The organism is Streptomyces sp. NBC_01013, from assembly GCF_045162765.1.
GTDB lineage: Bacteria > Actinomycetota > Actinomycetes > Streptomycetales > Streptomycetaceae > Streptomyces.
On record NZ_CP108687.1, the window covers coordinates 6,036,701 to 6,062,306 of the forward strand.

Genomic DNA, 25,606 nt, shown 5'->3' on the forward strand with positions numbered 1-25,606 from the left:
CGGGTCCTCCCCGGCGCGCCCCCCGGCGCACCCTCGCCCCTCATACAAGGAGACCCCGCCCGTGTTCCGTTCCACCCTGAGACGGGGAGCAGCCGCCGCGTTGTGCACGGCGCTGCTCCCGCTCGTCCCGGCGGCCTCCGCGTCCGCCGCGCCCCGGCCTCCGAGCCCGCCGTCGGACGCCCGGCTGGCCGCTCAGCCCGCCCGCCACGACCTGACGCGCGAGCAGTTCTACTTCGTCATGCCCGACCGCTTCGCCAACGGCGACACCGGCAACGACCGGGGCGGGCTGACCGGTTCGCGGCTGGAGACGGGGTACGACCCCACCGACAAGGGGTTCTACCAGGGCGGCGACCTCAAGGGGATGACCAGCCGCCTCGACTACATCAAGGGGCTCGGCACCACCGCCATCTGGCTCGCGCCGATCTTCAAGAACCGGCCCGTGCAGGGCACCGGCAAGGACGCCTCGGCCGGCTACCACGGTTACTGGATCACCGACTTCACCCAGGTCGACCCGCACTTCGGCACCAACGCCGACCTGACGAAGCTGATCGACCAGGCCCACCGCAAGGGCATGAAGGTCTTCTTCGACGTCATCACCAACCACACCGCCGACACCGTCGACTACGCCGAGAAGACCTACGGCTACAAGCCCAAGGGCGCCTACCCGTACCTCGACCGCGACGGCCGCCCCTTCGACGACGCCTCGGGCCTGGCGAAGGTGGACGCAGACTCCTTCCCGTACAAGCCGGTCACCACCGGCGGCAAGACGCCGGCCTGGCTCAACGACCCGACGATGTACCACAACCGTGGTGACTCGACCTACGCCGGCGAGTCCACCACGTACGGCGACTTCTCCGGGCTCGACGACCTGTGGACCGAGCGGCCCGAGGTCGTCTCCGGCATGGAGAAGATCTACGAGAAGTGGGTCCGCGACTTCCGTATAGACGGCTTCCGGATCGACACCGTCAAACACGTCGACCTGGACTTCTGGACCCAGTGGGCGACCGCGCTCGACACGTACGCGGCCAGGCACGGCCGCAAGGACTTCTTCATGTTCGGCGAGGTCTACTCCGCCGACACGGCGATCACCTCGCCCTACGTCACCCAGGGCCGGCTGGACGCGACGCTCGACTTCCCCTTCCAGGAGGCGGCCCGCCAGTACGCCTCGCAGGGCGCCCCGGCCTCGAAGCTGGCCGCCGTCTTCGGCGACGACTACCGCTACACCACCGACAAGGCCAACGCCTACGAGCAGGTGACCTTCCTCGGCAACCACGACATGGGCCGCATCGGCACCTTCCTGAAGCAGGACAACCCGAAGGCCGACGACGCGGAGCTGGTCAAGCGCGCCGAGCTCGCCAACGAGCTGATGTTCCTCAGCCGCGGCAACCCCGTCGTCTACTACGGCGACGAGCAGGGCTTCACGGGTGCCGGCGGTGACAAGGACGCCCGGCAGACGATGTTCGCCTCGAAGACCGCGGACTACCTCGACGACGACGAGCTGGGCACCGACCGCACGCACGCCTCCGACGCCTACGACCCCACGCACCCGCTCTACCGGTCCATCGCCGCGCTCTCCGAGCTGACCGCGAAGAACCCGGCGCTGCGCGACGGCGTGCAGACCGAGCGGTACGCCGAGGGCTCCGTCTACGCCTTCTCCCGTACGGACCCCGAGCGCGGCATCGAGTACGTCGTCGCCACCAACAACGGCACCGGGGCGAAGAGCGTCGAGCTCGCCACCGAAGCCGCCGGCATGGACTTCCGCACGCTGTACGGCGGTTCGGGAACCGTCCGCAGCGGTGCCGACAAGAAGATCACCGTCAGTGTTCCGGCGCTGTCCAGCATCGTGCTGCGCGCCGCGAAGACACCGGCGGCCCCCGCGGCCAAGCCCTCGATCACGCTGAAGGCACCGGCCGCGGGCGCCACCGGCACCGTCGAGCTCACCGCGGACGTCGACGGCGGCTCCCTCAACCGGGTCGTCTTCGCCGCCCAGACCGGCAACGGCAGGTGGACCACCCTCGGCACCGCCGACCACGCCCCGTACAAGGTCACCCAGACCATCGGTGACACCGTCGCCGCCGGAACACCGCTGCGCTACAAGGCCGTGGTCGTCGACCGCACCGGCCGCACCGCGAGCGCACTCGCCGCGACGGCCGCCGGACAGGCGCCCGCCCCGGCCAAGCCCGTCGCCGTCGAACGCGACTACGCCGTCGTCCACTACAAGCGCTCCGACGGCGACTACGAAGGCCGGCACGTCAGGTCCGGCGACACCACCGCCGCCTTCGCCGGCCGGGACGCCTACGGCGCCTTCGCCTGGATCAAGGTCCCGGAGGGCGTCTCCTCGGTCCCGTACACCGTCGAGAAGTCCGGCACGGCCGAGGGACCGGAGCGCGCGGTCGACCTCGCGAAGACCGGACAGGTCTGGATCGAGCAGGGCAAGGACGGCCAGGCCGACACCGCCCCCGACGGCGCCTACCCCGCCCAGGACACCTCCAGGGCCGTCCTGCACTACTACCGGGCAGACGGCGACTACGACGGCTGGGGACTGCACACCTGGACCGGCGCCAAGGAGCCCACCGACTGGTCCAAGCCGCTCCAGCCGGTGAAGAAGGACGCCTCGGGACTCACCTTCGAGGTGCCGCTCGCCGACGGGGCCACCGCGCTCAGCTACATCCTGCACCGCGGCGACGAGAAGGACCTGCCCAGCGACCAGTCGCTGGACCTCGCCACCTACGGCCACGAGGTGTGGATGCTCGGCGGAACGGCCGGCTACCTGCTCCCGCAGACCGGCGGAGTCCCCACCCCCGACCTCACCAAGGCCGAGGCGCAGTGGATCGACTCCGACACCGTCGTCTGGAAGGTGAAGGCCACCGGAGCCACCAGCCAGCAGCTCGTGTACGCATCGAGCGGCGGCATCTCCGTCGTCGACGGCGCGCTGACCGACGAGGGCCAGTGGCTGCGGCTCAACCCGTCCGCGCTGACCGACGCGCAGAAGGCGAAGTACCCGCACCTGGGGGACTACCCGGCGTTCACCGTCGACGCCCGTGACCGGGACCGGGTCCGCGAGGCCCTGCGCGGCCAGCTGATCGCCACCCAGCGCGCCGCCAACGGCGCCCTGCTCTCCGCCACCGGCGTACAGAGCGCGGGCGTGCTCGACGACCTCTACGGGACGAAGGCGAGCAGCGCCGCGCTCGGCCCCGTCTTCCGTGACGGCCGTCCCACCCTGTCCGTCTGGGCGCCCACCGCCCGGACCGTCTCGCTCGAACTCGGCGGGAGGACCGTCCCGATGCGGCGCGACGACCGCACCGGCGTCTGGTCCGTCACCGGCGACAGGAGCTGGAAGGGCAAGCCCTACCGGTACGCCGTGACCGTCTGGGCACCCACCGTCCAGAAGCTCGTCACCAACAAGGTCACCGACCCCTACTCCACCGCCCTGACCACCGACTCCGCCCGCAGCCTCGTCGTCGACCTCGACGACCGCGCGCTCGCACCGAAGGGCTGGAGCGGGCTGGCCAAGCCCGCTGCCGTGCCGATGCGCGACGCTCAGATCCAGGAACTCCAGATCCGTGACTTCTCGATCGCGGACCCCACGTCCGAGCACCCCGGCGAGTACCTCGCCTTCACCGACACCCGCTCGGACGGGATGAAGCACCTCAAGGAACTCGCCGACGCCGGCACCGACTACGTCCACCTGCTGCCCGCCTTCGACATCGGCACCATCCCCGAGAAGAAGTCGGACCAGCAGAAGCCGGCCTGCGACCTGTCCGTGTACGCCCCCGACTCCGAGGAGCAGCAGGACTGCGTGGCCAAGGCCGCCGCGAAGGACGCCTTCAACTGGGGCTACGACCCGCTGCACTACACCGTCCCCGAGGGCAGTTACGCCTCCGACCCCGACGGCACGAAGCGCACGGTCGAGTTCCGGCAGATGGTGCAGGGCCTCAACGGCGCCGGCCTGCGGACCGTCATGGACGTCGTCTACAACCACACCGTCGCCTCCGGCCAGGACGACAAGTCCGTACTCGACCGGATCGTCCCCGGCTACTACCAGCGGCTCCTGGAGGACGGCACCGTCGCCACCTCCACCTGCTGCGCCAACACCGCGCCCGAGAACACCATGATGGGCAAGCTCGTCGTGGACTCGATCGTCACCTGGGCCAAGGAGTACAAGGTCGACGGATTCCGCTTCGACCTGATGGGACACCACCCCAAGGCCAACATCCTGGCGGTACGCAAGGCGCTCGACGCCCTGACGACCGCCAAGGACGGCGTCGACGGCAAGAAGATCATCCTGTACGGCGAGGGCTGGAACTTCGGCGAGATCGCCGACGACGCCCGCTTCGTCCAGGCCACCCAGAAGAACATGGCCGGCACCGGTATCGCCACCTTCTCCGACCGGGCCCGCGACGCCGTGCGCGGCGGCTCCCCGTTCGACGAGGACCCCGGCGTGCAGGGCTTCGCGACCGGCCTCTACACCGACCCCAACACCTCCACCCACAACGGCACCGAGGCCGAGCAGAAGGCCCGGCTGCTCCACTACCAGGACCTGATCAAGGTCGGACTCACCGGCAACCTCGCCGACTACACCTTCACCGACACCGCCGGCCACACGGTCAAGGGCTCGGGCGTCGACTACAACGGAGCTCCGGCCGGATACGCCGCCGCGCCCGGCGACGCCCTCGCCTACTCCGACGCCCACGACAACGAGACGCTGTACGACGCCCTCGCCTTCAAGCTCCCGGCGGGCACCTCGGCAGCCGACCGTGCCCGCATGCAGGTGCTCGCCATGGCGACGGCCACCCTCTCGCAGGGCCCCTCGCTCTCCCAGGCCGGTACCGACCTGCTGCGCTCCAAGTCGCTGGACCGCAACTCCTTCGACAGCGGCGACTGGTTCAACGCCCTGCACTGGGACTGCCGCGCGGGCAACGGCTTCGGCCGCGGACTGCCGCCCGCCGCGGACAACAAGGCCAAGTGGTCCTACGCCAAGCCGCTGCTCGCCGACGCGGGCATCAGTCCCGGCTGCGCGCAGATCGACGGTGCCTCGGCCGCGTACCAGGACCTGCTCACCATCCGGGCCACGGAGAAGGACTTCGGCCTCTCCACCGCCGGACAGGTGCAGTCCACGCTCTCCTTCCCGCTCTCCGGCAAGGACGAGACGCCCGGCGTGATCACCATGCGGCTCGGCAAGCTGGTCGTCGTCCTCAACGCGGCCCCCGGCGCCACCACCCAGAAGGTCGCCGCCCTGGCCGGAAAGAGCTACGCCTTGCACCCCGTCCAGGCAGCGGGCGCGGATCTTACCGTCAAGAGGTCTACGTACGAGAGGAGTTCGGGAAGCTTCACCGTCCCGGGGCGTACGGTGGCGGTGTTCTCGCTGCGCTGACCGGAGCAGGACTACCGTATGGGCAGCCGCCGGGGAGAGCCGCAGCACCACACTCCCGGGCGTGCCCTCCCACTCCACCCGGCCGGTCCCGGCCCCCTTCCCGTACGCACCGGCGTCGATCGCCCCAGCCGGTGCCGTACGGGGCGCGGGGGCCGGGACCGGCCGCTCCACCTGGTCAGCGACGGTGACGATGGCGAGCAACATTCCCGACGAGGCCACGAGCTTCGTCGGACGCGAGGCGGAACTCGACGGGATCGGACACGCCCTCGCCACCGGCCGGCTGACCACCCTCACCGGCACCGGGGGAGTCGGCAAGACCCGGCTCGCCGTCCGCGCGGCCCGGCGCGCGGACTCCGCCTTCCGTGACGGTGTCCGGTGGGCCGACCTGGCCCCGCTCCACGACGACGAACTGCTCCTGGCCACCGTCTCCGACGCGGTCGGGCTCAGCGACCACACCCTGCGGATGCCCGCCGACGTGCTGTGCGAGTGGCTCGCCGACAAGGAGCTCCTGCTCGTCCTGGACTCCTGCGAACACCTGCGCCCCGCCTGCGCGCACCTCCTCGGCGAGATCCTCACCACCTCGCCCGGGCTCACCGTCCTCACCACCAGCAGACAGCCCCTGGGGATGAAGGGTGAGCAGATCGTCGACGTGGAGCCGTTGCCCGTCGACGGGACGGCCGATGCCCTCACCCTGTTCCGGGAGCGCGCGGCAGCCGCCGACCCCGCGGCCCCCCTGGACGAGCCGGCCACCGTCGCCGCCGTCGGCGAGATCTGCCGACGCCTCGACGGCATCCCCCTCGCCATCGAACTCGCCGCCGCGGGCATCGGACGCCAGAGCGCCCAGGAGATCGCCGGCCGGCTCGCCTCCCGCCTCGACGTGTTCGCCGACGCCACGCTCCGGCCGCAGCGCCACCGGACCCTGCGCACCACCATCGGCTGGTCCCACGAGCTCTGCACCCCGCTGGAGCGGTTGCTCTGGGCCCGCCTCGCCGTACTGCGCGGCGACTTCGACGAGGGCACCGCCGTCGCTGTCTGCGCCGGTGGACCGCTCACCGCGGACGCGGTCCCTACGGCCCTGCGTGCCCTGGTCGCCAAGTCCGTCGTCACCCGCGACGGCGAACGCCACCGCATGCTGGACACACTGCGCGAGTACGGCCGGATGTGGCTCGCCGAACTCGGCGAGGAACGCCCGGCCGCAGACCGGCACGCGTCCTGCTTCCTCCAGCTGGCCCGCGGCGCCCATGCGGGCTGGACCGGCGACGACCAGATCCTCTGGTACCACCGCATCGCCGACTCGCACGCCGATCTGTGCGCCGCCCTCGATCACCTCCTCGCCCACGACCCAGCCGCAGCCCAGGAGATGGCCGGCCGGATCGGTTTCTTCTGGTGCTGCTGCGGCAATCTCCCGCAGAACCGGGGCTACGCCCAGCGCGCCCTGGACAAGGGCCCGGCCACCGGCCCCCACCGCACCCGCGTCCTGTGGGTGCTCGGCATGTGCGTCCTGCTCCAGGGCGACTACCCGGCCGCCGAGCGGATCGGCGAGGAATGCGTACGGGCGGCCGCGGCCGACGGCACCGACGAGGGACTCCTCGCGGCCGCGTACCTGCGCGGCCTCACCCATCTCATGGCCGGCGACCCGGAGAAGGGGCTCCGGGAGGCCGACCGGGTCCCGCTCACCACCGGGTCCGGCACCCCGCTCGAATCCGCCTACCGCCTGCGCTGCCGCCTGATCACCGTCTTCGCCCTGACCGGCCTCGGCCGGCTGGACGAGGCGGTCGAGGCGGCCGTCGTCCTGCGCGCGGCCTGCGAGGCCAGGGACGAGTGCTGGACCCTGAGCTACGTCGACTACCAACTCGCCCTGATCGCCCTGCTCCAGGGCCGCGCCGAAGCCGCCGCCACGCATGCCCGGGCGATGCTCGCCGGCAAGCGCCGGCTCCGCGACACCTTCGGCATCGCGCTCGGCCTGGACATCCTGGCCGCCGCGATCGCCGCCCAGGGCGAGGGCACGCTCGCCGCACGGGTGTACGGCACCGGGCAGGTCTACTGGCGCATGGTCGGACACCCCCAGCGCGGCACCCCGGAACTGGGGCCGCTGCGAGAGGCCTGCGAACGCCAGGCCCGCGCGGCCGTGGGCGACGCCGCCTACTGGCGCGCCTTCGAACGAGGCCGCTCCGACAGCGCGGAGGAGGGCCTGAGCCAGGCGCTCCAGGGTGAGCTGCTCACATAGTGAATCCTGCTTGTGCGTCTTCCTCGGCAGGGGGAAGGGTGGGGGTGACCACCGCCCCGCGCCTGCCCAGGAGGCCGCCATGCCGCAGATCACCGTCGACTACTCCGCCGAACTCGACGACACCTTCGACCGCTCGGGCTTCGCCGGCGCACTGCACCCGCTGATCGCCGAGACGGTCACCACGAAGATCGCCGCCTGCAAGACCCGCTTCCGACGGGTCGAGGAGACGGTGGTGGCCGACGCCCCCGGCGGCGACGCGCTCGTGCACGTCGACATCTCGTTGCTGCCCGGCCGCACCCCCGAGGTCAAGGCCAGGCTCACGGAGGCCGTACGGGACCTGCTGACCGCCCACATCCGGCCGGCCGACGGGCTGACCCTGCACCTCTCCGCCGAGACGCGGGACCTCGACCCCTCGTACCGCAAGATCTGACGTCCCGGGGCCTACCGCAGCCGCTGCGGGGGCACGGCCGGCACGGCGGGCGCCAGCGAGGAGAGCCGCACCAGCAGGTCTCCGAACGGCCCGTCGGCCGGCTCCTGCGCCAGGACCCGCAGCACGATGCCCGCCATCTCCTCGTTGTACGCGGCGCTCACGGCAGCCAGTGCGGCGAAGTCGTGCACCAGCTGCAACTCCAGCTCCGCACGGGGAATGTGCCGCCCGTCCAGCCAGATCAGGGCCGTCGACTCGGCGAGCGACACCCAGGACCGGACGACCAACTCCATCCGGGCCGGGGGCTCGTCGACGCCCAGATGCGCCAGGATCTGCTCGCAGGCCGCCTGGCGGACCCCGTCGACCATCGCGTTCGCCGTCGACGAACCCACCGCCGGACCGCCCCGCATCAGCGCCGCGAACCCGGGGCCGTGGTCGTCGACGAAGTCGAAGAACCGCCCCATCACCCGCAACAACCGTGCCCCCAGGGGCCCTTCGTGCGGCTCCAGGAACCGGGCCGCCAGCTCGTCCGCCGCCCGTCGCAGCGCCGCCTCGTACAGGCTCTGCTTGCCCGGAAAGTAGTGGTAGACCAGCGGCCGGGAGATCCCGGCCGCCGTGGCGATCTCGTCGATGGAGACCTCGTCCGGGGGCCGGTGACTGAACAACTCCAGCGCGACACCGATCAACTGCTGCCTGCGCTCCTCGACGCCCATCCTGCGCCGCACCCCGGTCGTCATGAGGAACAGGGTACCGACCTGCACCGCCTACAGATCCAGCACCAGCCGCCCGCCCCGGCACCGCGACACGCAGATCAGCATCGAGTCGTGCCGCTCCGCGTCCGTCAGCAGGTCGTCCCGGTGCTCGACGTCGCCCACCAGGACCCGCTGCCGGCACGTACCGCAGAAGCCCTGCTCGCAGGAGTACGGGACGTGCGGCAGCTCGGCACGTACGGCGGCGAGCACCGACTGACCGGCCGCGACCGGCACGGTGCGGCGCGAGCGGTGCAGTTCCACCTCGAAGGGGGCCGACCCTGCGGCGTCCGTGCCCGTCGCGGAGAACCGCTCCAGGTGCAGGGTGCAGCCGGCCGGGAGCGCGGCCTCGACCGCCTCCATCAGGGGCGCCGGACCACAGCAGAAGACGGCCGTGCCCTCGGCCGCGTCCACGAGGGCCGCGGCGACGTCCGGATGGCCCGCCTCGTCCTGCGGGACGACGGTGACGCGGTCGCCGTCGGCGTCCAGCTTCTCGATCTCGGCCAGGAACGGCATCGTCGCCCGGCTGCGCCCTCCGTACAGCAGCCGCCAGTCGGCACCCGAGGCTGCCAGCGCGCGCAGCATCGGGAGGACCGGCGTGATGCCGATGCCGCCGGCGACGAAGACGTAGGAGGGGGCGTCCGCCAGTGGGAAGCGGTTGCGCGGGCCGCGAACCTCGATCTCCAGGCCCTCGTGGAGCAGGGCGTGCACCTCGCGGGAGCCGCCGCGGCCCTCCTCGGCCAGCCGGACGGCCACGGTGTACGTGCCGCGGTCGGCCGGGTCGCCGCACAGCGAGTACGGGCGGACCGGACCGGAAGGCAGCACCAGGTCCAGATGCGCGCCCGGCTGCCAGGGCGGCAGGTCCGGGCCCTCCAGGCGGAGCTGTACGACTCCGTCCGCCGGAGTGGTCCGCTCGGTGATGAGCAGCCGCCGACCGGTGGTGGAACGGCGTTGCGCACGGCCGGATGTCGGCTCCTCCAGCGCGGGCAGCGGCCACAGTGGGGACTTCTCGATGCGCCGGCGCATCGCCCGCTTGGTGAGCAGTGCGGCGCCGGCGAGCAGGGCGGCAGTCCGCAGACGGGGGAAGGGGAGGGACATCGTCAGCCGGCTTCCGTCGTACGGGCCTCGGCCGCCACCGCGGCGGGCGACTGGGCGAGGTAGCCGACGGCCTGAGCCGTGCTGCCCTCCTGCGAGGGGTGGTACGTACGGCTCAGATAGCGCGGGATGGACCGCAGCATCGACGGGGTGCTGGGCAGGGTGCCGCGCCGGCCGCTGCGGTAGAACTGCCCGAAGGACGCCTTGCCGTCCAGCAGGCTCGGGTCGTTCTCCATGAAGAACCGCGCCCCGCGTTGCCAGAGGAAGAGCAGAGCGGAGAACGCCGTCGCCCAGGTCCGTACCCGCCGCCGGTATCCGCCGTCGACGTGCATGAACACATCGAAGGCGACCGAGCGGTGCTCGACCTCCTCCGCGCCGTGCCAGCGCAGCAGGTCCAGCATCGTGGGATCGGCGCCACGCCGGTCCAGCTCCCCGGCGTTCAGGATCCAGTCGCCGAGGAACGCCGTGTAGTGCTCTATGGCCGCGATCGTCGCCACCCGCTCCATCAGCCACCACGTGCGTGCCCGGCCCGGCGGCAGCGTCCGGTCGCCGAGCATCTTCTCGAAGAGCCAGTCGACCTGCGCGGTGTACGGCGTGGGGTCGAGGCCGAGGTCCTTGAGGTGCGGGAGGACGTCGTCGTGGGCCTGCGAGTGCACCGCCTCCTGCCCGATGAACCCGAGCACGTCCTTGCGCAGTTGCTCGTCGTGGATGTACGGGAGCACCTGGCGGTAGACGTGGATGAACCAGCGTTCCCCGGCGGGGAGCAGCAGATGGAGCACGTTCATGGTGTGGGTGGCGAACGGATCGCCCGGCACCCAGTGGAGGGGCGTACGGTCCCAGGCGAAGGACACCCGCCGGGCCTTGAGGTGGGTCTGCTCCGATGCCACCGCCGCCGGCTGCTTATGAGACATGTTGTCAATGTACTGATGGGTAAGCCTGGGGAACAGGGGCATGTCACGACTTCCCGATCCCGGCAGCCCCGGCCGGCCGGGGCGCTCAGCCCAGAGCCCCGACCCGGCGGCCGTCCGTCAGCCGCCCGTGCAGCTGCGCCCGCTCGCCCGCACGGGCCGGCACCACGAGCAGCCTCCCCCGCGCCCGGCCCCTCACCCCTCCGGATGTGGTCAGCGACGCGAACTGCTCGCTGCCCGCCGCGAGTACGTACCACCGGCCGCCCCGCGACTTCCACAACACGCCCGCCAGCACCTGTGGGGCGCGCGTCCCGCACTCCGGCGCGTCCTCGGCACGCGCCGCGACCACCCCCGGCGGCCTGCTGTCCGGTGCCCGCCCGGACGGGGCCTGGAACTGGGCGAGGACCCTGCTCCCGGTTCCCCGCCAGGTCTCCGCCCGGGTGCACACCCACTCGGCCGTGCCGTTCCCCTCGGGCAGCGGCTGTGTCGCGTACGCCCATGAGTTCACCGTGCGCACCCCGTGCGAGCGCACGGCCGGCAGCAGACAGGCGGTCCGGGCCCAGCTCGCGTACTCCGCACGCCCCGAGACGTCGTGCGGCCGCGCAGGCGGGCCCGAGGTCAGGCGGGCCGGGGCGAGTTCGCCGAGATCCGTCACCAGCCGCACCGCCGCGGCGTCGGCCAGTTCGACCGCGTGCCAGGACCGGCAGCCGGGTGCGGTCGCCGGGCTGGACAGCGCGTCGGTCACCCCGTCGGGGGAGCGGTGCAGGGCGTGCGGTGCCCGGTCCGGTGCCAGCAGATCCCGCACCCGCACCTGCCGCACCCAGGGGGCCGTCAGATAGCGGACCGCCCCCCGCGTCCGTTCCACCACCAGGGCACTGGCCGAGGTCACGTCCGCCCCGTCGACCCGGGCGAAATCCAGCGCCGCGCCCTCGGACGGATCGGCGTCACGGGGCTCCGCGTACCGCACGACGCGCAGCCCGTCGTAGAACAGCACCACCGCGGACGCGTCCACCTCGCCCGCGTACAACAGTTGCGGCGACCCCATCGGCGGGCCCGCCGGCGTCCGCGGCGTCGCCGACGTCCGCACGCCGCCACCCGGCCGCGCCCACACCCGCAGCGCCCGCCGCAGCAGCCGGGTGTCCTCGGTGCGGTCACCGCGGGTGGGCCAGGCGGTGAAGTCGGTACGCGGCGACCGCTGCCAGAACGTCTGCGGGACCCGCCTCAACGCCCCCGGATCCAGCGCCGCTTCGGCAGCCGGGTTGCGCGCGTACAGGGGCGCGGACAGGGTGCCGCGGCCCCAGCCCCCGCCCGGCAGGCCCAGCAGCGCCCCGCACACCAGCAGGGCGGCGACACCCGCCAGCGCCGCCCGGACGTATCTGCGGCGCCGCGGCAGGTCGGGCGGCCGGGCCTGGAGCGAACACGGGTCGAACTCGGGTGACGCCAGCAGCGCGTAGGGAGCCGACACCCCGTCCGCCTCCACCAGCGCAGCATGCGGATCGGCCACGCCCGCGTCGGACAGCACCCGCCGGACCTCGCCGTCCGCCAGCCCCTCCAGACCGCGCAGGACGAACGCGGCCCGCGCCGCCCCGCTCACCGCCGACAGCCGCTGCTCCAGAACGAGTTCACCGGCGCCGCCGGAGTGCGGGAACAGTCTCAGTCCCCACGTCAGCGGGAGCACGGGAGGGAACTGGGCCCGGCGTGGCCGGGGGCGCAGGCGCAGCGGCCGCCCCGCAGCCAGCGCCCCCCGCAGCACCTGCCGCCGGACGTAGGCGTAACCGGGATCGGCGGTCTCCGCAAGAGCGGAACGGCGCGGGAGCGGAACCGCGCCGCCGTCGCAGGGCCCGGCCCTGCGTGCCGCCTGCAAGGACCGTTGGGCCAGCGCGTGGGCCGTGAGGACGCGCCGGTCACGGCTCAGCGAATGCGGCAGGACCAGATAGCCGAGCCGGGCCAGCCGGGGGTAGTGGTCGACGAGCGCGGCCTCGGACTGCTCCGCATCGGACCCGGCGACGGCTGACGGTACCTCTGGCAGTGGACGCACGTTCAGCAGAACGAGCGAATCGTGCGATGGTCACTCCGGGCAGGCCTTCGCGCCCGTCCTGCCCGGGCGCGCCGCGGAGATCCATCCCCCCACGGCCCTTCTCCCGTTCGGCTGCCGGGAGGCCTCCCGAAGCGGCACGATGGCCGCATGGTGAAGCGGAACGGTGGGCGGCGGGCGTCGCGGGGTGTGCGGTGCGCGGCCGTCGTCGCGGGCCTGGTGCTGCTCGCTGCGTGCGGCGGTGGCGGCGACGGGAACGGAATCCCGCCGACCGCCACCGGCACGCTGGAGGAGCTCGCCGCGCAGGCGCGGTGCGAGCCGAGGCTGCAGACCGACGCCCAGGAGCTGCGCCAGGCCAACTGCGCAACCGACGACGGGCGTTACGTGCTGGCCACCTTCGCCACCGACCGCGGCCAGCGGGAGTGGATCAACGAGGCCAACGACTACGGAGGTTCGTACCTGGTCGGCCGCCGGTGGGTCGCCGTCTCGGACGCCAAGGTGATCGCGGCACTGCGCGGCCGCCTCGGCGGGACGGTGGAGAGCGCCTCGCCGCACCACTCGGGAAGTGGCGGCAATGGGGGGAACGAGGCTGGACACTCCGGTCACCGCGGAAGCTGACCGCGCAGGTGTGTGGGGGCGGCACGCCGCCGAGGTGGCCCTCAGCGGCACTTGCGCCCGTCGTTGATGCAGCTCACCGCCTTCCGCATCAGCCTGTCGTCGAAGACGTTGATGAAGTCACCGTGGTCGGTGACGGGCTTGTGCAGCTGCTCCGGGAAGGAGTCGACGGCGAACCCGGGCCCCGGCGGCACGTCGTACACGATGCGCTGGACCAGTTGCGGAATGGCCCGGAAGCCGTTCGGGCACCTCCCGTCGTCCTGCGTGAACGCCACATGGGTGCGGTGGTTCGCGCTGTCGGTGTTCTGCCCGTCCCAGCAGCTCTGGAAGGCGAAGGACCGGACGACCTGACTGCCCTCCGGGCAGATCGGGTACTTGTCCTTGAGCTGCCGGTCCTCGAACCCGGTGCAGCTCCAGGAGGCGTTGGCGTTGGCGTCGCCGTTGGTGAACGCCTTGGCGTCGCCGGTGATGATGCGCAGGAAGCGCGGCATGGCCGCGACCTTCCCGGTGGGGTTCCCGATGAACTTCAGCGTGACCTGGGACGGGGTCTGGATCTCCCCGACGTTCTGGTCCCTGCCTCCGCCGTCGGCGTCGGCGTCGTTCTCCGCCGCCCCGTTCCGCAGGCGGAGCACCGGCCAGTAGTACGTGGACCGGTCGCCCTGGTTGCGGCAGGTGGTGTCACCGGCCGCGAGGTCGTCGTCGCCGGAGAACGCGTCCGTGGCCTGGTTGCCGACGTAGTCGTGCATGTGATGAGCGCCGTTGGCGACGCCGGGGGCGGCGATGACGTTGTCCGGGTTGAACTTCCCGTTCTGGTTCCGCCCGCACTCGGTGGTGAAGGTGCCGCGTGAGGCGCCGCGCCGCCGGGCCGGCTTGTCTCCGTTCGGCTGGACGGACCGGATGTCGACGAAGTCGGAGTCCTCGGGGCCGTTGCCCTCCTGGCCCTGGTCCTGGCCGCCCTCGTCCTGGTCGTCTCCGCCGTCGTCCTGGCCCTGGCCCTGGTTGTCCTGGCCTTGACTGTCTCCGCCGTCGCCCTGGCCGTCCCCGTTGCCGTGGTCGTCTCCGCCGCCGCCGGAACCGTCGTCCGTGGGGTCGTCCGCCTCGTCGTCCGCGCGCAGACTGCACGGGGCCAGCGAGCCGAGGCCCTCCGGGCGCTGAGCGCTGCGGCCGATCGCGGTCGCGATGCGGTCGATGCTGGCGGTGCGCCGGGCCTTCAACGGGCCGAGCACGGCGTTCTGGGCGAGCTGCGGGTCACGGGCCATCCGGTCCCGGCGGTCGGCGAACTGTCGGTAGGCATCGGTGATCTGGGTGTCCATGGCCGCCAGCTCGCGGTCGACCTCGGCCCGGGCCGGATCGGGTACCTCGGGGATCTCGTTGACCACCTCGGGGCAGTCGATGGTGGAGGCCTGGCGAGCCGGCTGCCAGTTCCGGCCGTGCGCGGGGCCGGACGACCCCTCGCCCGCAGAGGCGTAGACGTTGACCGCCGCCAGCCCACCCCCGCCCAGGATCAGTGCGGCCGAGGCGATGATCGCCCGGTTGGCCAGGGTGGAGCGTTTCTTGCGCGATGTGCGTCCCATGGAACTCCTCGGACTCCTCAGGCTTCGCGGGGGAGAAGCGTGACGTTCCATACGGGGCGGGCGCACGTTCCGTTCAACGAGGGGATGGGCTCGCTGAATTCACCCGTCAGGCGAACTGTGCGAGTTGGGCGTCGATCGGCGCGTCCGTGAGCCGGTTGGCCAGAGTCGACATGGTGTAGGCGCCGATGCCCAGGACCACCTCCAAAGCGTTGCGGGAGGTGTATCCGTGCGCCAGGAACGACTGGAGCGAGCTTTCGTCGACCGCCCCGCTCGCCGCGATGACGGCCAGGGTGAACTGCCGTACCGCCTCCAGACGTTCGTCCGGCAGCGGGCTCCCGTCGCGCAGCGCGGCGATGAGGGCGGCGTCGGCTCCGAGGGCGGTGAGCTTCGCGGTGTGCATGGCCACGCAGAGGTGGCAGCCGTTGCGGGCGGCGACCGTCATGACCAGGGTCTCCCGGGCGAGCGGGGCCAGGGTCGTCGACTCGAAGAGCGCACTGGTCTTCATGAAGCCGTCGAGCAGTTCCGGCGCCGTGGCCAGCCGGGCGACAGCGACGGGGAGATAGCCCTGCTTCCGGGTCACGGCCGCCATGGTGGGGCGGGCGGCGGCGGGGGCGGATTCGAGGGTGTGATCGGGAAATGCGGTGGCGGACATGAGTGGCCTCTCGCGATAAACTCGACAACGTGATTGACGAAAAGGTAAACCAGATTGTCGAGTTTCGCAATGGCTGAGCGTGCGGACGACGTCCCCGCCGAGGCCGGGGCGGGCTTCGAACTGCCCGTTCTGCTCTTCGCCGGATTCCGTTCGATCATCGATGCGTTGCACCGCGAACTGGCCGAGCACGGCCATCCCGGCATGAGTCCCGCGTACGGGTACGCGCTTCAGGCGGTGGGCCGGGACGGGTCGACCGCGGGGGAGATCGGGCGGCGGCTGGGGGTGTCCAAGCAGGCCGCCGGCAAGACCGTCGAGAAGCTCGAAGGCCTCGGGTACGTCGAGCGCGTCGACGACCCGAAGGACGGCCGCCGCAAACTGGTCCGGCTGTCCCCGCGCGGGATCGACATGCTGGTGCGGTCCTCCGAGGGCTTCGACCGGCTGCGCGCCGAGTGGATGCGGGTGCTCGGGGCCGAGCGGGTCCGTGCCATGGAGGCCGACCTGCGCACCGTGGTTGCCCCGGACGCCTTCCGGCTCGATATGGCCGCCTGGTTCAACGGCTGAACGGGCGGGTGCGGGCTTGGACTTTACACACGAGAGATAGGACGTATGGAGCGCGCACCCTTCCCGGGAACTGCTCCATGGGGCAGCATGCACGCGTCGGCACTCGATAGATCCGACCACTTGTGGTCGTGAAGGCGAGGGAACCATGGCACGACGCACTCATGTGCTCAGCGCGGTCGCGTTGGCGGCGGCCGCCGCGCTCGTCCCCGTACAGGCCACGGCGCAGCAGACCACGCCCCAGCGGTCCGCGTCGCCCGCCGCCCCGTGCACTGCGCCCGTGAGACCCGCGTCGCAGATGGCGGTCGAGGCGTGCGACAGTCCCGAACGGATCATCGAGAAGGCGGCGAACATCGTCCCCACCACGGGACAGCTGGCCTGGCAGCAGCGGGAGGTTACCGCCTTCACGCACTTCGGGATGAACACCTTCACCGACCGTGAGTGGGGTTCCGGCACGGAGGACGAAAAGCTCTTCGCGCCGAAGAGCATCGACGCAGACCAGTGGATGCGCGCCTACAAGGCGGCCGGCGTCGAGCAGGTCATGCTCACCGTCAAGCACCACGACGGCTTCGTCCTCTACCCGAGCCGTTACACCGACCACTCGGTCGCCCTCAGTCCCGGCAGCCCCGACGTCGTCGCCGCCTACGTGAAGGCCGCCCGCAAGGCGGGGCTGAAGGTCGGCCTCTACCTCTCGCCCTCCGACGGCGCTGAACTCCCGCACGCCTGGCACGCCGAGTGGGTCGAGAAGATCCGTGCCAAGCAGGCGGAGGGCAAGCCGCTGAGCCTGCCCGAGCGGATGGCGCTGGCGGACGGCGACCGCGCCCCCGCCGGTCAGGGCCGCTTCGGCAACGGCAGCGCCGTCACCGAGCGCACGATTCCCACCCTCGTCCCCGGTGACGACCGTGCCGACCGCGTGAGGAGCGGCGAGCTGCCCACCTTCAAGGTGCGGGCCGACGACTACGACGCGTACTACCTCAACCAGCTGTACGAGATCTTCACCCAGTACGGCCCCGTCGAGGAACTCTGGCTCGACGGCGCCAACCCGTGGTCGGGCTCCGGCATCACGCAGAAGTACGACGTCAAGCAGTGGTTCGACATGGTCAAGGCGCTCTCGCCGAACACCGTCGTCTTCCAGGGCCCGCAGGGCGTGCGCTGGGTCGGCAACGAGTCCGGCACCGCCCGGGAGACCGAGTGGAGCGTCACCCCGCACGCCACCGACCCGTGGACGGGCCTCGGCAGTCTTCCCAACGACTCGACCGACCCCGACATCGGCTCCCGGGCCGAGCTCCTCGGCCCGGACGTCCACTACCTCCAGTGGTATCCGACCGAGGCCGATGTCTCCAACCGGCCCGGCTGGTTCTACCACCGGAACGAACAGCCCAAGACCGCGGCGCAGTTGATGAACCTGTACGAGAAGAGCGTCGGCCGCAACGCCTCGCTCCTGCTCAACGTCCCGCCCGCGCCCGACGGCCGGATCGCCGAGGCGGACGTCGCGTCCCTGACCGCCTTCGGAAACGACGTGCGCCGGGTCTACGGCACCGACGTACGCGCCCAGGGCCCGGCCCCGTACACCTTCGACCGCGTGGCGGTCCGTGAGGACATCCGGCACGGTCAGCGGGTCGAGAAGTTCGCCGTGGAGGCCCGGATCGGCGGAGTCTGGCAGCGGATCGCCGAGGGCACCACCATCGGCCACGAGCGCATCCTTCCGCTCCCCACGGCCGTCACGGCCACCGCGGTTCGCGTCAAGGTGCTGGAATCCCGGGCGAAGCCGCACCTGGGCGCCACGACGCTGCACCTGTCCACCCCGCCGGCCGGCTCCTGACCGGCCCCGAGACCGCGCGTCCGGACCGGCCCTGACCCGGTCCGGACGCGCGCCCCCGCTCCGACCCGGTCCGGACGCGCGCCCCCGCTCCGACCCGGTCCGGACGCGCGCCCCGCCGCGACCCCGTCCGGGTGCGCGCACCGCGCCCTGGCCTATCCCTGGTCCAGATACGCGAGCACCGCGAGAACGCGGCGGTTGTCGTCGTCGGAGGGCGGCAGGCCGAGCTTCCCGAAGATGTTCGACGTGTGCTTGGCCACCGCCCGCTCCGTGATCACCATCTGCGAGGCGATCGCCGCGTTCGAACGGCCCTGGGCCATCAGCTCCATGACCTCCCGCTCCCGCGGCGTCAGTCCCCCCATCGGCTTGTCCTGCGCGCGCCGCGACAGCAGCTGCGAGATCACCTGCGGGTCCATCGCCGTGCCGCCCGCCGCGACCCGGCGCACCGCGTCGATGAACTGGTCGGCGTCGAAGACCCGGTCCTTGAGCAGGTACCCGATCGCCCCGTTCCCGTCCGCCAGCAGCTCGCGCGCGTACAACTGCTCGACGTGCTGGGAGAGTACGAGGACCGGCAGTCCCGGCCTGGCCCGCCGCGCCGCCAGGGCGCACTGGAGGCCCTCGTCCGTGTGGGACGGCGGAAGCCGGACGTCGACCACGGCCACGTCCGGCTTCAACTCAGCGAGGGCCCGGGTGAGTTCGGGACCCGTCTCGACGGCGGCCGCGATCTCGAAGTCGTACGCCTCCAGCATGCGCACCAGGCCGTCGCGCAACAGGAAGAGATCTTCGGCTAGGACAACTCGCAAGGGATCTCCATGGTCACCATGGTGGGACCGCCGGCGGGGCTGCTGACGGCCATGATGCCGTCGAATGTACCGAGTCGGCGTTCGATGCCGCTCAGCCCGGAGCCTCCTCGGGCCACCGCGCCGCCCTTCCCGTTGTCCGTGACCGTGATCCGCATCATGCCGTCGACGTGGTGCAGGTCCACCCAGATGCGATCCGCGCCGGAGTGCTTCGCCGCGTTCGTCAGCGCCTCGCTGACCGCGAAGTACGCCGCCGACTCGACCGGGGCCTCGGCCCGGCCGTCCAGCTCCACGTCCACCTCCGACGGGATCGGCATCCGCAGCGCCAGCGCCCTCACAGCGTCCCCGAGACCGCGCTCGGCGAGCACCGGCGGGTGGATTCCCCGTACGAGATCCCGCAGCTCGGTCAGCGCCTCGGCCGAGGACGCACGGGCCGTCGCCAGGAGCTTCTTGGCCTGCGCCGGGTCCTTCTCGATCAGCGCCTCGATGGTGCCGAGGTTCATGCCCATGGCGACCAGCCGGGCCTGCGCACCGTCGTGCAGATCCCGCTCGATGCGCCGCAGCTCCGAGGCGGCGGTGTCGACCGCCTCGTGCCGGGTCTCGGTCAGCCGGTCGATGCGCAGAGCCAGTTCCTGCTCATGGGTGGGGGCCAGCACCGAGCGGGCGATCACGAAGTGCGCCCGCAGCAGCCGCTCGCTCAGGACCACACCGGTCGCGAAGAGTGCCACTCCGAGCGCGGCGGCGGCCAGCCCCGTCGCCTGGCTGTCCACGGGCACGAACGCGTACCAGTACCGGTCGTCCGTGAAGGCCCGCCACAGTCCCGCCGCCAGGACGAAACCCTCGACCGGGTAGATCATCAGCGCCGCCGCCAGGACCGCCACCACGTAACCGGCGGTCATGTCGACCAGCATCCACTGGATGTCCCGCCAGGTCGCCGGATCCTTCAGCATCACCGTGGTCCGCTCCACCTGCCCGGTGAACCCGCTCCGCACGCCCTTCGGCAGGGGCCGGTACGGAACGGGGATGCGGACGTCCGCCCAGGTCACGGCCAACAACCGGCGCTGGTTGGCGTGCTTGCGGACCGCCGTCAGCACCCCGGGGGTGGTGACGAGCCCGATGCCCAACGGGATGAAGGCGATGGAGAGCACCGTCAGCACGAACAGGGTGACCGACCCCGCCATCGAGGCGACCGACAGCACCAGCCCACGTCCCGCCGCCAGCAGTGCGGCCCTGACCCGGCCCCGTTTCGCGTTCATCCTGATCCCTCTTCCCTCGCCGAGCCGGCGCCTGTCCCGACCCTGAACCCCCGGACAGACCCTGGCGGAGCCGTCGTGCCGGCCCCGGTCCGCCACAGTCTGACCCGAAGGAGACCCCGCGCGTCAGCCGTCTCGCCACCGGGCGGGGGTGTACCTAGCACCACCCCTTGGACCTGGCCCTACGTCGCGCCGAGTGGGGGCTTCGGCGGCTGGGGCGGCGGCCGCCGGATTCCTAGATTCGGAGGTGTCCGGTCCGACGTCTACATCAGGGGGCGAACAACGCCATGAGGCGTAATCTCGCGGCACGTATCGGTGTGTGGAGCGCACACCATCGCAAGACGGCCATTCTCGGCTGGCTGCTCTTCGTCGTACTCGCCGCGGGGATCGGCGGCGCATCGGGAATGGTCGAGATGACCAACGCGGAGAACGGCGCCGGTGACTCGGCACGCGCCGAGCAGATCCTCCTGGACGCCGGCCTCGGCCACCGCGCGGGCGAGCTCGTCATGGTGTCGTCGACCACCCCCGGCGGCTGGCGGACGGCTGCGGGAGAGCTGTCCGCGGCCATCGGCGGGACCGGCGAGGTGACGGACCTCGCGGCTCCGGTCCCGTCCAAGGACGGCAAGGACGCGCTGATCACCTTCGAGATGAAGGGGGACGCGGCCACCTCCGCCGACCGGGTGCAGCCCGTCCTCGACGCCGTGGCCGGGGTCCAGGAGAACCGGAAGGACGTCACCGTCCACCAGTTCGGCGAGGCCAGCGCGGGAAAGTGGCTCGGTGACCTGCTCTCCGAGGACTTCAAGAAGGCCGAGTTCACCGCCGTACCCCTGGCGCTCGGCATCCTGCTGGTCGCCTTCGGGGCCGTCGTCGCGGCCCTGCTGCCCGTAGGACTCGCCCTGACCGCGTGCATGGCGGCCTTCGGACTGCTCTCGCTCGCCAGTCACCAACTGCACCTCTTCCAGACCACGTACTCCGTGATGTTCCTGATGGGCTTCGCCGTCGGCGTCGACTACTGCCTCTTCTACCTGCGCCGCGAGCGCGACGAGCGGGCCGCGGGACGCGACGCCGAGACGGCACTGCGGATCGCCGCGGCGACCAGTGGCCGGTCCGTGCTCGTGTCGGGGCTGACCGTCATGGTCGCGATGGCCGGCATGTTCCTGTCCGGACTGCTGCTGTTCAAGGGCTTCGCCCTCGCCACGATCATCGTCGTCTTCATCGCCATGATGGGCTCCGTGACGGTCCTGCCCGCACTGCTCTCCTGGCTGGGCGACCGGATCGACGCCGGACGCGTGCCGTTGCTGAACCGCCGCAACAAGCGCGGCAAGAAGGAGAGCGGCCGGATCGCCGGCAAGCTGCTGCGCCCCGTCCTGTCCAAGCCGAAGTTCTTCGCCGCCGCCTCGGTCGTGGTCCTGCTGGTGCTCGCCGCACCGGCCCTCGGCATGAAGACCGAGTCGCTGGGCCTGGAGAAGCAGTTCGGGTCGGACTCCGCGCTGTCCGTCGCCTACCGGCACATCAACGAGACCTTCCCCGGCGGCCCCGCCCCGGCCCAGGTGGTCGTCGAGGCGGACGACATCGAGGCACCCGCCGTACGCAAGGCGCTCGCCGGCTTCGACAAGGTGACCGTCCACCGGGCGCAGAACGTCGCGGAGATCGAGGTACCGCTGCCCGGCGGCAAGGCCGGCCTGTCCGAACTGCGGGAGGACCGGCTGCCGGCCGCGTTCGACGGCACGGGCGCCCGCGTCCATGTCACCGGTGAGGTGGCCGGTTCCGTCGACTTCAACGACCAGCTCAAGCGCGGTATCGCACCTGTCTTCCTCTTCATCACCGCGGTGACCTTCCTGCTGATGCTGTTCTGCTTCCGCAGTTACGTCATCGCCGTGACGTCGATCCTGCTCAACCTGCTCTCCGTGGCCGCCGCCTACGGAGTGATGACCGCCGTGTTCCAGCACGGCTGGGGCGCCTCGCTGATCGGCTCGGAGGGGGTCGGCGCGATCGAGTCCTGGATGCCGCTGTTCGTCCTCGTCGTCCTGTTCGGGCTCTCGATGGACTACCACGTCTTCGTGGTCTCCCGGATCCGCGAGGCGCGCCAACGCGGTCTCTCCAACCGGGCCGCGATCGACGAAGGCATCCGGCGCACGGCCGGTGCGGTCACCGGCGCGGCCGTGATCATGGTGGCGGTGTTCGCGGTCTTCGGGACGCTGTCGATGCAGGACATGCAGCAGATGGGCGTAGGGCTGGCCGTCGCGGTGCTGCTGGACGCCACGATCGTACGGATGGTCCTGCTCCCCTCCGTGATGGCACTGCTGGGCGAGCGGAACTGGCGCACCCCGCGAGGCCTGCGGCGCCTGCCGGAGCTGGATCACGGCGAGCCGGAGCCCACCCCCGCGGCAGCCCCGGCGATGCAGGGCTGAACCTGTACGGACGAAGGGGTCCCGGATGCGGTACGTACCGCATCCGGGACCCCTTCCGCGGTCAGGGCGTGTACTTGTATCCGACGCGCCGCACCGTCTGGATCGACCGGCGGTGCTCGGCGCCCAGCTTGCGGCGCAGCCGGGCGATGTGGACGTCGACGGTGCGCCCGTCGCCCACGTGCCCGTATCCCCAGACGGTCGTCACCAACTGGTCGCGACTGTGCACCCGGTGGGGGTGCGTCACCAGATGGGCGAGCAGCTCGAACTCGAGGTAGGTGAGGTCGAGGGTGTTCCCGTTCACCGCGGCCGTGCGCTGGACGGAATCGATCCGCACCGGCCCGGCCCCGGCGTCCTCCAGCACCTCGGGCACCACGTACTGGGCGGCAGCGGCCGCGATGGCCGGCTGCTGGTCGGCGGGGACGAGCACCAGATAGCCGACCATCGGCGGCCGGCCCGGCAGCGCCGGCAGGGTGTGCTGGGGTGCGGGCAGCCAGGTGGCGCCCGGAGTCAGGAACGCGGAGACGTCGGCCGTCCGGACGACCTCGTCCGGGGCCACGGCCCGCAGCCGGTGGCGGTTGGGGGAGGGAGGGCGGGAGGAGGCGGTCGCAGCGGTCGCCGACGGCGCCGCGGTGGCGGCTGTGGCGGCGGAGAAGATACGGGTGTTCGCCATGAGGGTCAGCTCTTTCGCGCGAGGGAGTCGTCTGTGGACGGACTTGCTTCGTGCGCGAGGACCGAAGACCGGGGTGAGCGGTGTTAGAGGGCCCGCGCGTTCCACGCGCGGCAACACACCCGGTCGAAGTCGTGATGCTGACGGGAAGGCCAGAACGGCTCGAGGTCGCTGCGACCTGTCGAGGTGTGCTGGATGCTGGCCATGTCCCCATTGAACCAGAGAACAGGGCGGGGGAGCAGACCTCTCTCACCCGTCGATACGGATGCTCTGCCTCGGACCGGCACCCTCGCCCTCAGCCCACCAGTCTCTTGCGCCAGTCCAGGCCCGGCAGTTCGATCGCCTGGTCCGGCGAGCCGTCCCACTCCACGGTCAGTCCGGCTTCTCCCAGCACGGCCACGACCTCGCGGCCCACCGCGGCCGTCGTCTCCGCGGACCCGTCGAACCCGCCGTAGTACAACGTCAGTCCGTGCCCGGCCGCTGCGCTCTCCGTACCCTGCAGGTGGAAGAAGACGAAGCCCCGTGCGTCCTCCCGCCCTTCGGCGTGGATCTCGGCGAGCCCGCACGACCGGCAGCACGCGAAATGCTCCCGGGCAGTGATTCCGCGCCCGTCCAGGAGAGCGAACGCGCGCTCCACCCGGTCCGCACCGGTCACGTCCGACCACAGCTGCTGCTCCTCGACACGCTCCAGCCACAGCCGCTCCACCAACTGCCGCGCCTGCGCCAGGGTGACCGGATGCACGCCGTCCTTCACCAGGTAGTCCTCGGCCGACTCGGCGAGCTCCGCCACACCGCCGTACCCGCCGCGGAGCAACTCCCGTACGCGCTCCTCCAACTGCTCGCGGATTTCCGGAGCCGGCTCCGGCACGGGCTCCGGCTCCGGCAGGCCCAGGCTCTCCCAGACGATGCCCGCGTCCCACCCGGGCTCCTGGCGGGCCCAGCGGGCCATCAGCGCGGCGACCTGTTCGGGTGTCTCGACGAGGGTGCGGACATGGGTGGCCGCTCCGCCGGTGCGGTGCTCCACGTCGTACGCCCCGTCGACCTCGTGCCACACCTGGATGAACGTGCCCGGGATATCCGGTATCCGCTGCACGACCAGGAAGCGGTCGCCGGCCATGCCGATCCTGTGCACCAGGTCGCCGAACTCCTGGTCCTGGGGACGGGTGTGCGTCTGCTGGTTCTCGGTCACGATCTTGATGTCGAGCATGCGACCAGCCTGGCACACCGCACTGACAGGGCCCCGGGCACACGAAGGGGCGCCCACCGGACGTGCCGGTGGGCGCCTGTTCGTACGGGTGTTGCCGCGGGATCAGACCTGGTCGGCCTTCTCCAGCGCGGTGCAGCAGGTGTCGACGATCAGCCGGGTGACGACGTACGGGTCGACGTTGGCGTTCGGGCGACGGTCCTCGATGTAGCCCTTCTGGTCCTGCTCGACCTGCCACGGGATACGGACCGAGGCGCCGCGGTTGGAGACGCCGTAGCTGTACTCGTTCCACGGGGCGGTCTCGTGCAGGCCCGTCAGCCGGTCGTCGATGCCCGCGCCGTAGTTCTTGACGTGGTCCATCGGCTTCGAGCCCTCGCCCAGCGACTCGCACGCGGTGATGATCGCGTCGTAGCCCTCGCGCATCGCCTTGGTGGAGAAGTTGGTGTGTGCGCCCGCGCCGTTCCAGTCGCCCTTGACCGGCTTCGGGTCGAGGGTCGCGGAGACGTTGAAGTCCTCGGCGGTGCGGTAGAGCAGCCAGCGGGCGATCCACAGCTGGTCGGAGACCTCCAGCGGGGAGACCGGACCGACCTGGAACTCCCACTGACCGGGCATGACCTCGGCGTTGATGCCGGAGATGGCGAGGCCCGCCTTCAGGCAGTTGTCGAGGTGCTTCTCGACGATGTCGCGGCCGAAGATCTCGTCCGCGCCGACGCCGCAGTAGTAGCCGCCCTGCGCGGCGGGGAAGCCGCCCTCGGGGAAACCGAGCGGACGGTGGCCGTCGAAGAAGGTGTACTCCTGCTCGATGCCGAAGACCGGCTCCTGGGCGCCGAACCGCTCGGCGACCGGGCGCAGCGACGCCCGCGTGTTGGACTCGTGCGGAGTCATGTCGATGTTGAAGACCTCGCACAGGACCAGGACGTCGTCACCGCCGCGGATCGGGTCCGGGCAGGTGAAGACGGGCTTCAGCACCCGGTCCGAGGCGTGACCCTCGGCCTGGTTGGTGCTCGACCCGTCGAAGCCCCAGATGGGCAGCTCCGCCACGTCGGACGACGGGGTACCGGGCATGATCTTGGTCTTGGAACGGAGCTTGGCGGTCGGCTCGGTGCCGTCGATCCAGATGTACTCAGCCTTGAACGTCACGGAAGCCCATCCTTTGCGGGTGCTGCGGTCTATGCAGCGCAGCTTCGCAAGACGCGATTTCCCGACCGTTGCCCTCGTGTGAACCCCGTGTTACCGAG

General features: G+C 71.5%; 18 protein-coding genes. 7 read left to right on the forward strand and 11 right to left on the reverse strand.

Annotated elements, in window-relative coordinates; genetic code table 11:
• Positions 1-61: 61 nt before the first annotated feature.
• From pulA to OG538_RS26290, 3 genes are all read left to right on the forward strand, one after another.
• Positions 62-5,374, forward strand: coding sequence for a pullulanase-type alpha-1,6-glucosidase (gene pulA / locus OG538_RS26280; RefSeq protein ID WP_406097597.1), 5,313 nt, complete (start codon positions 62-64; stop codon positions 5,372-5,374).
• 190 nt (positions 5,375-5,564) lie between these two features.
• On the forward strand, positions 5,565-7,601 hold the full coding sequence (locus tag OG538_RS26285; protein WP_406100309.1) for an ATP-binding protein: 2,037 nt from the start codon (positions 5,565-5,567) through the stop codon (positions 7,599-7,601).
• Positions 7,602-7,680: 79 nt separating this feature from the next.
• Positions 7,681-8,031, forward strand: a complete 351-nt coding sequence (locus OG538_RS26290) for a 5-carboxymethyl-2-hydroxymuconate Delta-isomerase (protein WP_406097599.1) — start codon at positions 7,681-7,683, stop codon at positions 8,029-8,031.
• A gap of 11 nt (positions 8,032-8,042) precedes the next feature.
• Here the strand turns inward: OG538_RS26290 and OG538_RS26295 are convergent, their stop codons facing one another.
• The 4 genes from OG538_RS26295 to OG538_RS26310 all read right to left on the reverse strand — a co-directional run bounded on the left by OG538_RS26295 (position 8,043) and on the right by OG538_RS26310 (position 12,818).
• A complete protein-coding gene (locus tag OG538_RS26295) occupies positions 8,043-8,765 on the reverse strand; it encodes a TetR/AcrR family transcriptional regulator (RefSeq protein WP_406097601.1) in 723 nt (240 codons plus the stop codon).
• 27 nt (positions 8,766-8,792) lie between these two features.
• On the reverse strand, positions 8,793-9,875 hold the full coding sequence (locus OG538_RS26300; RefSeq protein WP_406097603.1) for a PDR/VanB family oxidoreductase: 1,083 nt from the start codon (positions 9,873-9,875) through the stop codon (positions 8,793-8,795).
• Between the two features lie 2 nt (positions 9,876-9,877).
• A complete protein-coding gene (locus OG538_RS26305; RefSeq protein WP_406097605.1) occupies positions 9,878-10,783 on the reverse strand; it encodes a metal-dependent hydrolase in 906 nt (301 codons plus the stop codon).
• Positions 10,784-10,868: 85 nt separating this feature from the next.
• Positions 10,869-12,818 carry a hypothetical protein gene (locus OG538_RS26310; RefSeq protein ID WP_406097607.1) on the reverse strand — a complete coding sequence of 650 codons (1,950 nt, stop codon included), beginning with the start codon at positions 12,816-12,818 and terminating at the stop codon, positions 10,869-10,871.
• A 147-nt stretch (positions 12,819-12,965) separates the two neighbouring features.
• Between OG538_RS26310 and OG538_RS26315 the strand changes: the two genes are divergently transcribed.
• Complete coding sequence (locus OG538_RS26315; protein WP_406097609.1) at positions 12,966-13,433, forward strand: hypothetical protein; 468 nt, start codon at positions 12,966-12,968, stop codon at positions 13,431-13,433.
• 41 nt (positions 13,434-13,474) lie between these two features.
• Here OG538_RS26315 and OG538_RS26320 read toward each other — a convergent pair whose 3' ends face one another.
• Together OG538_RS26320 and OG538_RS26325 are read right to left on the reverse strand one after the other, a co-directional pair.
• On the reverse strand, positions 13,475-15,004 hold the full coding sequence (locus OG538_RS26320; protein ID WP_406097611.1) for a DUF1996 domain-containing protein: 1,530 nt from the start codon (positions 15,002-15,004) through the stop codon (positions 13,475-13,477).
• Between the two features lie 106 nt (positions 15,005-15,110).
• Positions 15,111-15,656: a carboxymuconolactone decarboxylase family protein gene (locus OG538_RS26325; RefSeq protein ID WP_406097613.1), complete on the reverse strand. Its 546-nt coding sequence runs from the start codon at positions 15,654-15,656 to the stop codon at positions 15,111-15,113.
• Positions 15,657-15,725: 69 nt separating this feature from the next.
• Between OG538_RS26325 and OG538_RS26330 the strand changes: the two genes are divergently transcribed.
• Together OG538_RS26330 and OG538_RS26335 are read left to right on the forward strand one after the other, a co-directional pair.
• On the forward strand, positions 15,726-16,217 hold the full coding sequence (locus OG538_RS26330; protein WP_406097615.1) for a MarR family winged helix-turn-helix transcriptional regulator: 492 nt from the start codon (positions 15,726-15,728) through the stop codon (positions 16,215-16,217).
• Positions 16,218-16,362: 145 nt separating this feature from the next.
• Complete coding sequence (locus OG538_RS26335; RefSeq protein WP_406097617.1) at positions 16,363-18,036, forward strand: alpha-L-fucosidase; 1,674 nt, start codon at positions 16,363-16,365, stop codon at positions 18,034-18,036.
• Between the two features lie 152 nt (positions 18,037-18,188).
• On the opposite strand, the gene OG538_RS26340 is transcribed toward OG538_RS26335, so the two are convergent.
• Both OG538_RS26340 and OG538_RS26345 read right to left on the reverse strand, forming a co-directional pair.
• A complete protein-coding gene (locus tag OG538_RS26340) occupies positions 18,189-18,836 on the reverse strand; it encodes a response regulator transcription factor (protein ID WP_359081137.1) in 648 nt (215 codons plus the stop codon).
• Positions 18,821-20,089, reverse strand: a complete 1,269-nt coding sequence (locus OG538_RS26345; RefSeq protein WP_406097619.1) for a sensor histidine kinase — start codon at positions 20,087-20,089, stop codon at positions 18,821-18,823. Before OG538_RS26345 ends, OG538_RS26340 begins: the two co-directional genes overlap by 16 nt.
• Positions 20,090-20,373: 284 nt before the next feature.
• Between OG538_RS26345 and OG538_RS26350 the strand changes: the two genes are divergently transcribed.
• Positions 20,374-22,497 (forward strand): MMPL family transporter, encoded by a 2,124-nt coding sequence (locus tag OG538_RS26350; protein WP_406097621.1) that lies wholly within the window; start codon positions 20,374-20,376, stop codon positions 22,495-22,497.
• 61 nt (positions 22,498-22,558) lie between these two features.
• Here the strand turns inward: OG538_RS26350 and OG538_RS26355 are convergent, their stop codons facing one another.
• The 3 genes from OG538_RS26355 to glnII all read right to left on the reverse strand — a co-directional run bounded on the left by OG538_RS26355 (position 22,559) and on the right by glnII (position 25,508).
• Positions 22,559-23,167, reverse strand: coding sequence for a winged helix-turn-helix domain-containing protein (locus OG538_RS26355; RefSeq protein WP_406097623.1), 609 nt, complete (start codon positions 23,165-23,167; stop codon positions 22,559-22,561).
• 292 nt (positions 23,168-23,459) lie between these two features.
• A complete protein-coding gene (locus tag OG538_RS26360; RefSeq protein WP_406097625.1) occupies positions 23,460-24,371 on the reverse strand; it encodes a DUF6891 domain-containing protein in 912 nt (303 codons plus the stop codon).
• A gap of 102 nt (positions 24,372-24,473) precedes the next feature.
• A complete protein-coding gene (glnII, locus tag OG538_RS26365) occupies positions 24,474-25,508 on the reverse strand; it encodes a glutamine synthetase (protein WP_406097627.1) in 1,035 nt (344 codons plus the stop codon).
• Between the last annotated feature and the right edge of the window lie 98 nt (positions 25,509-25,606).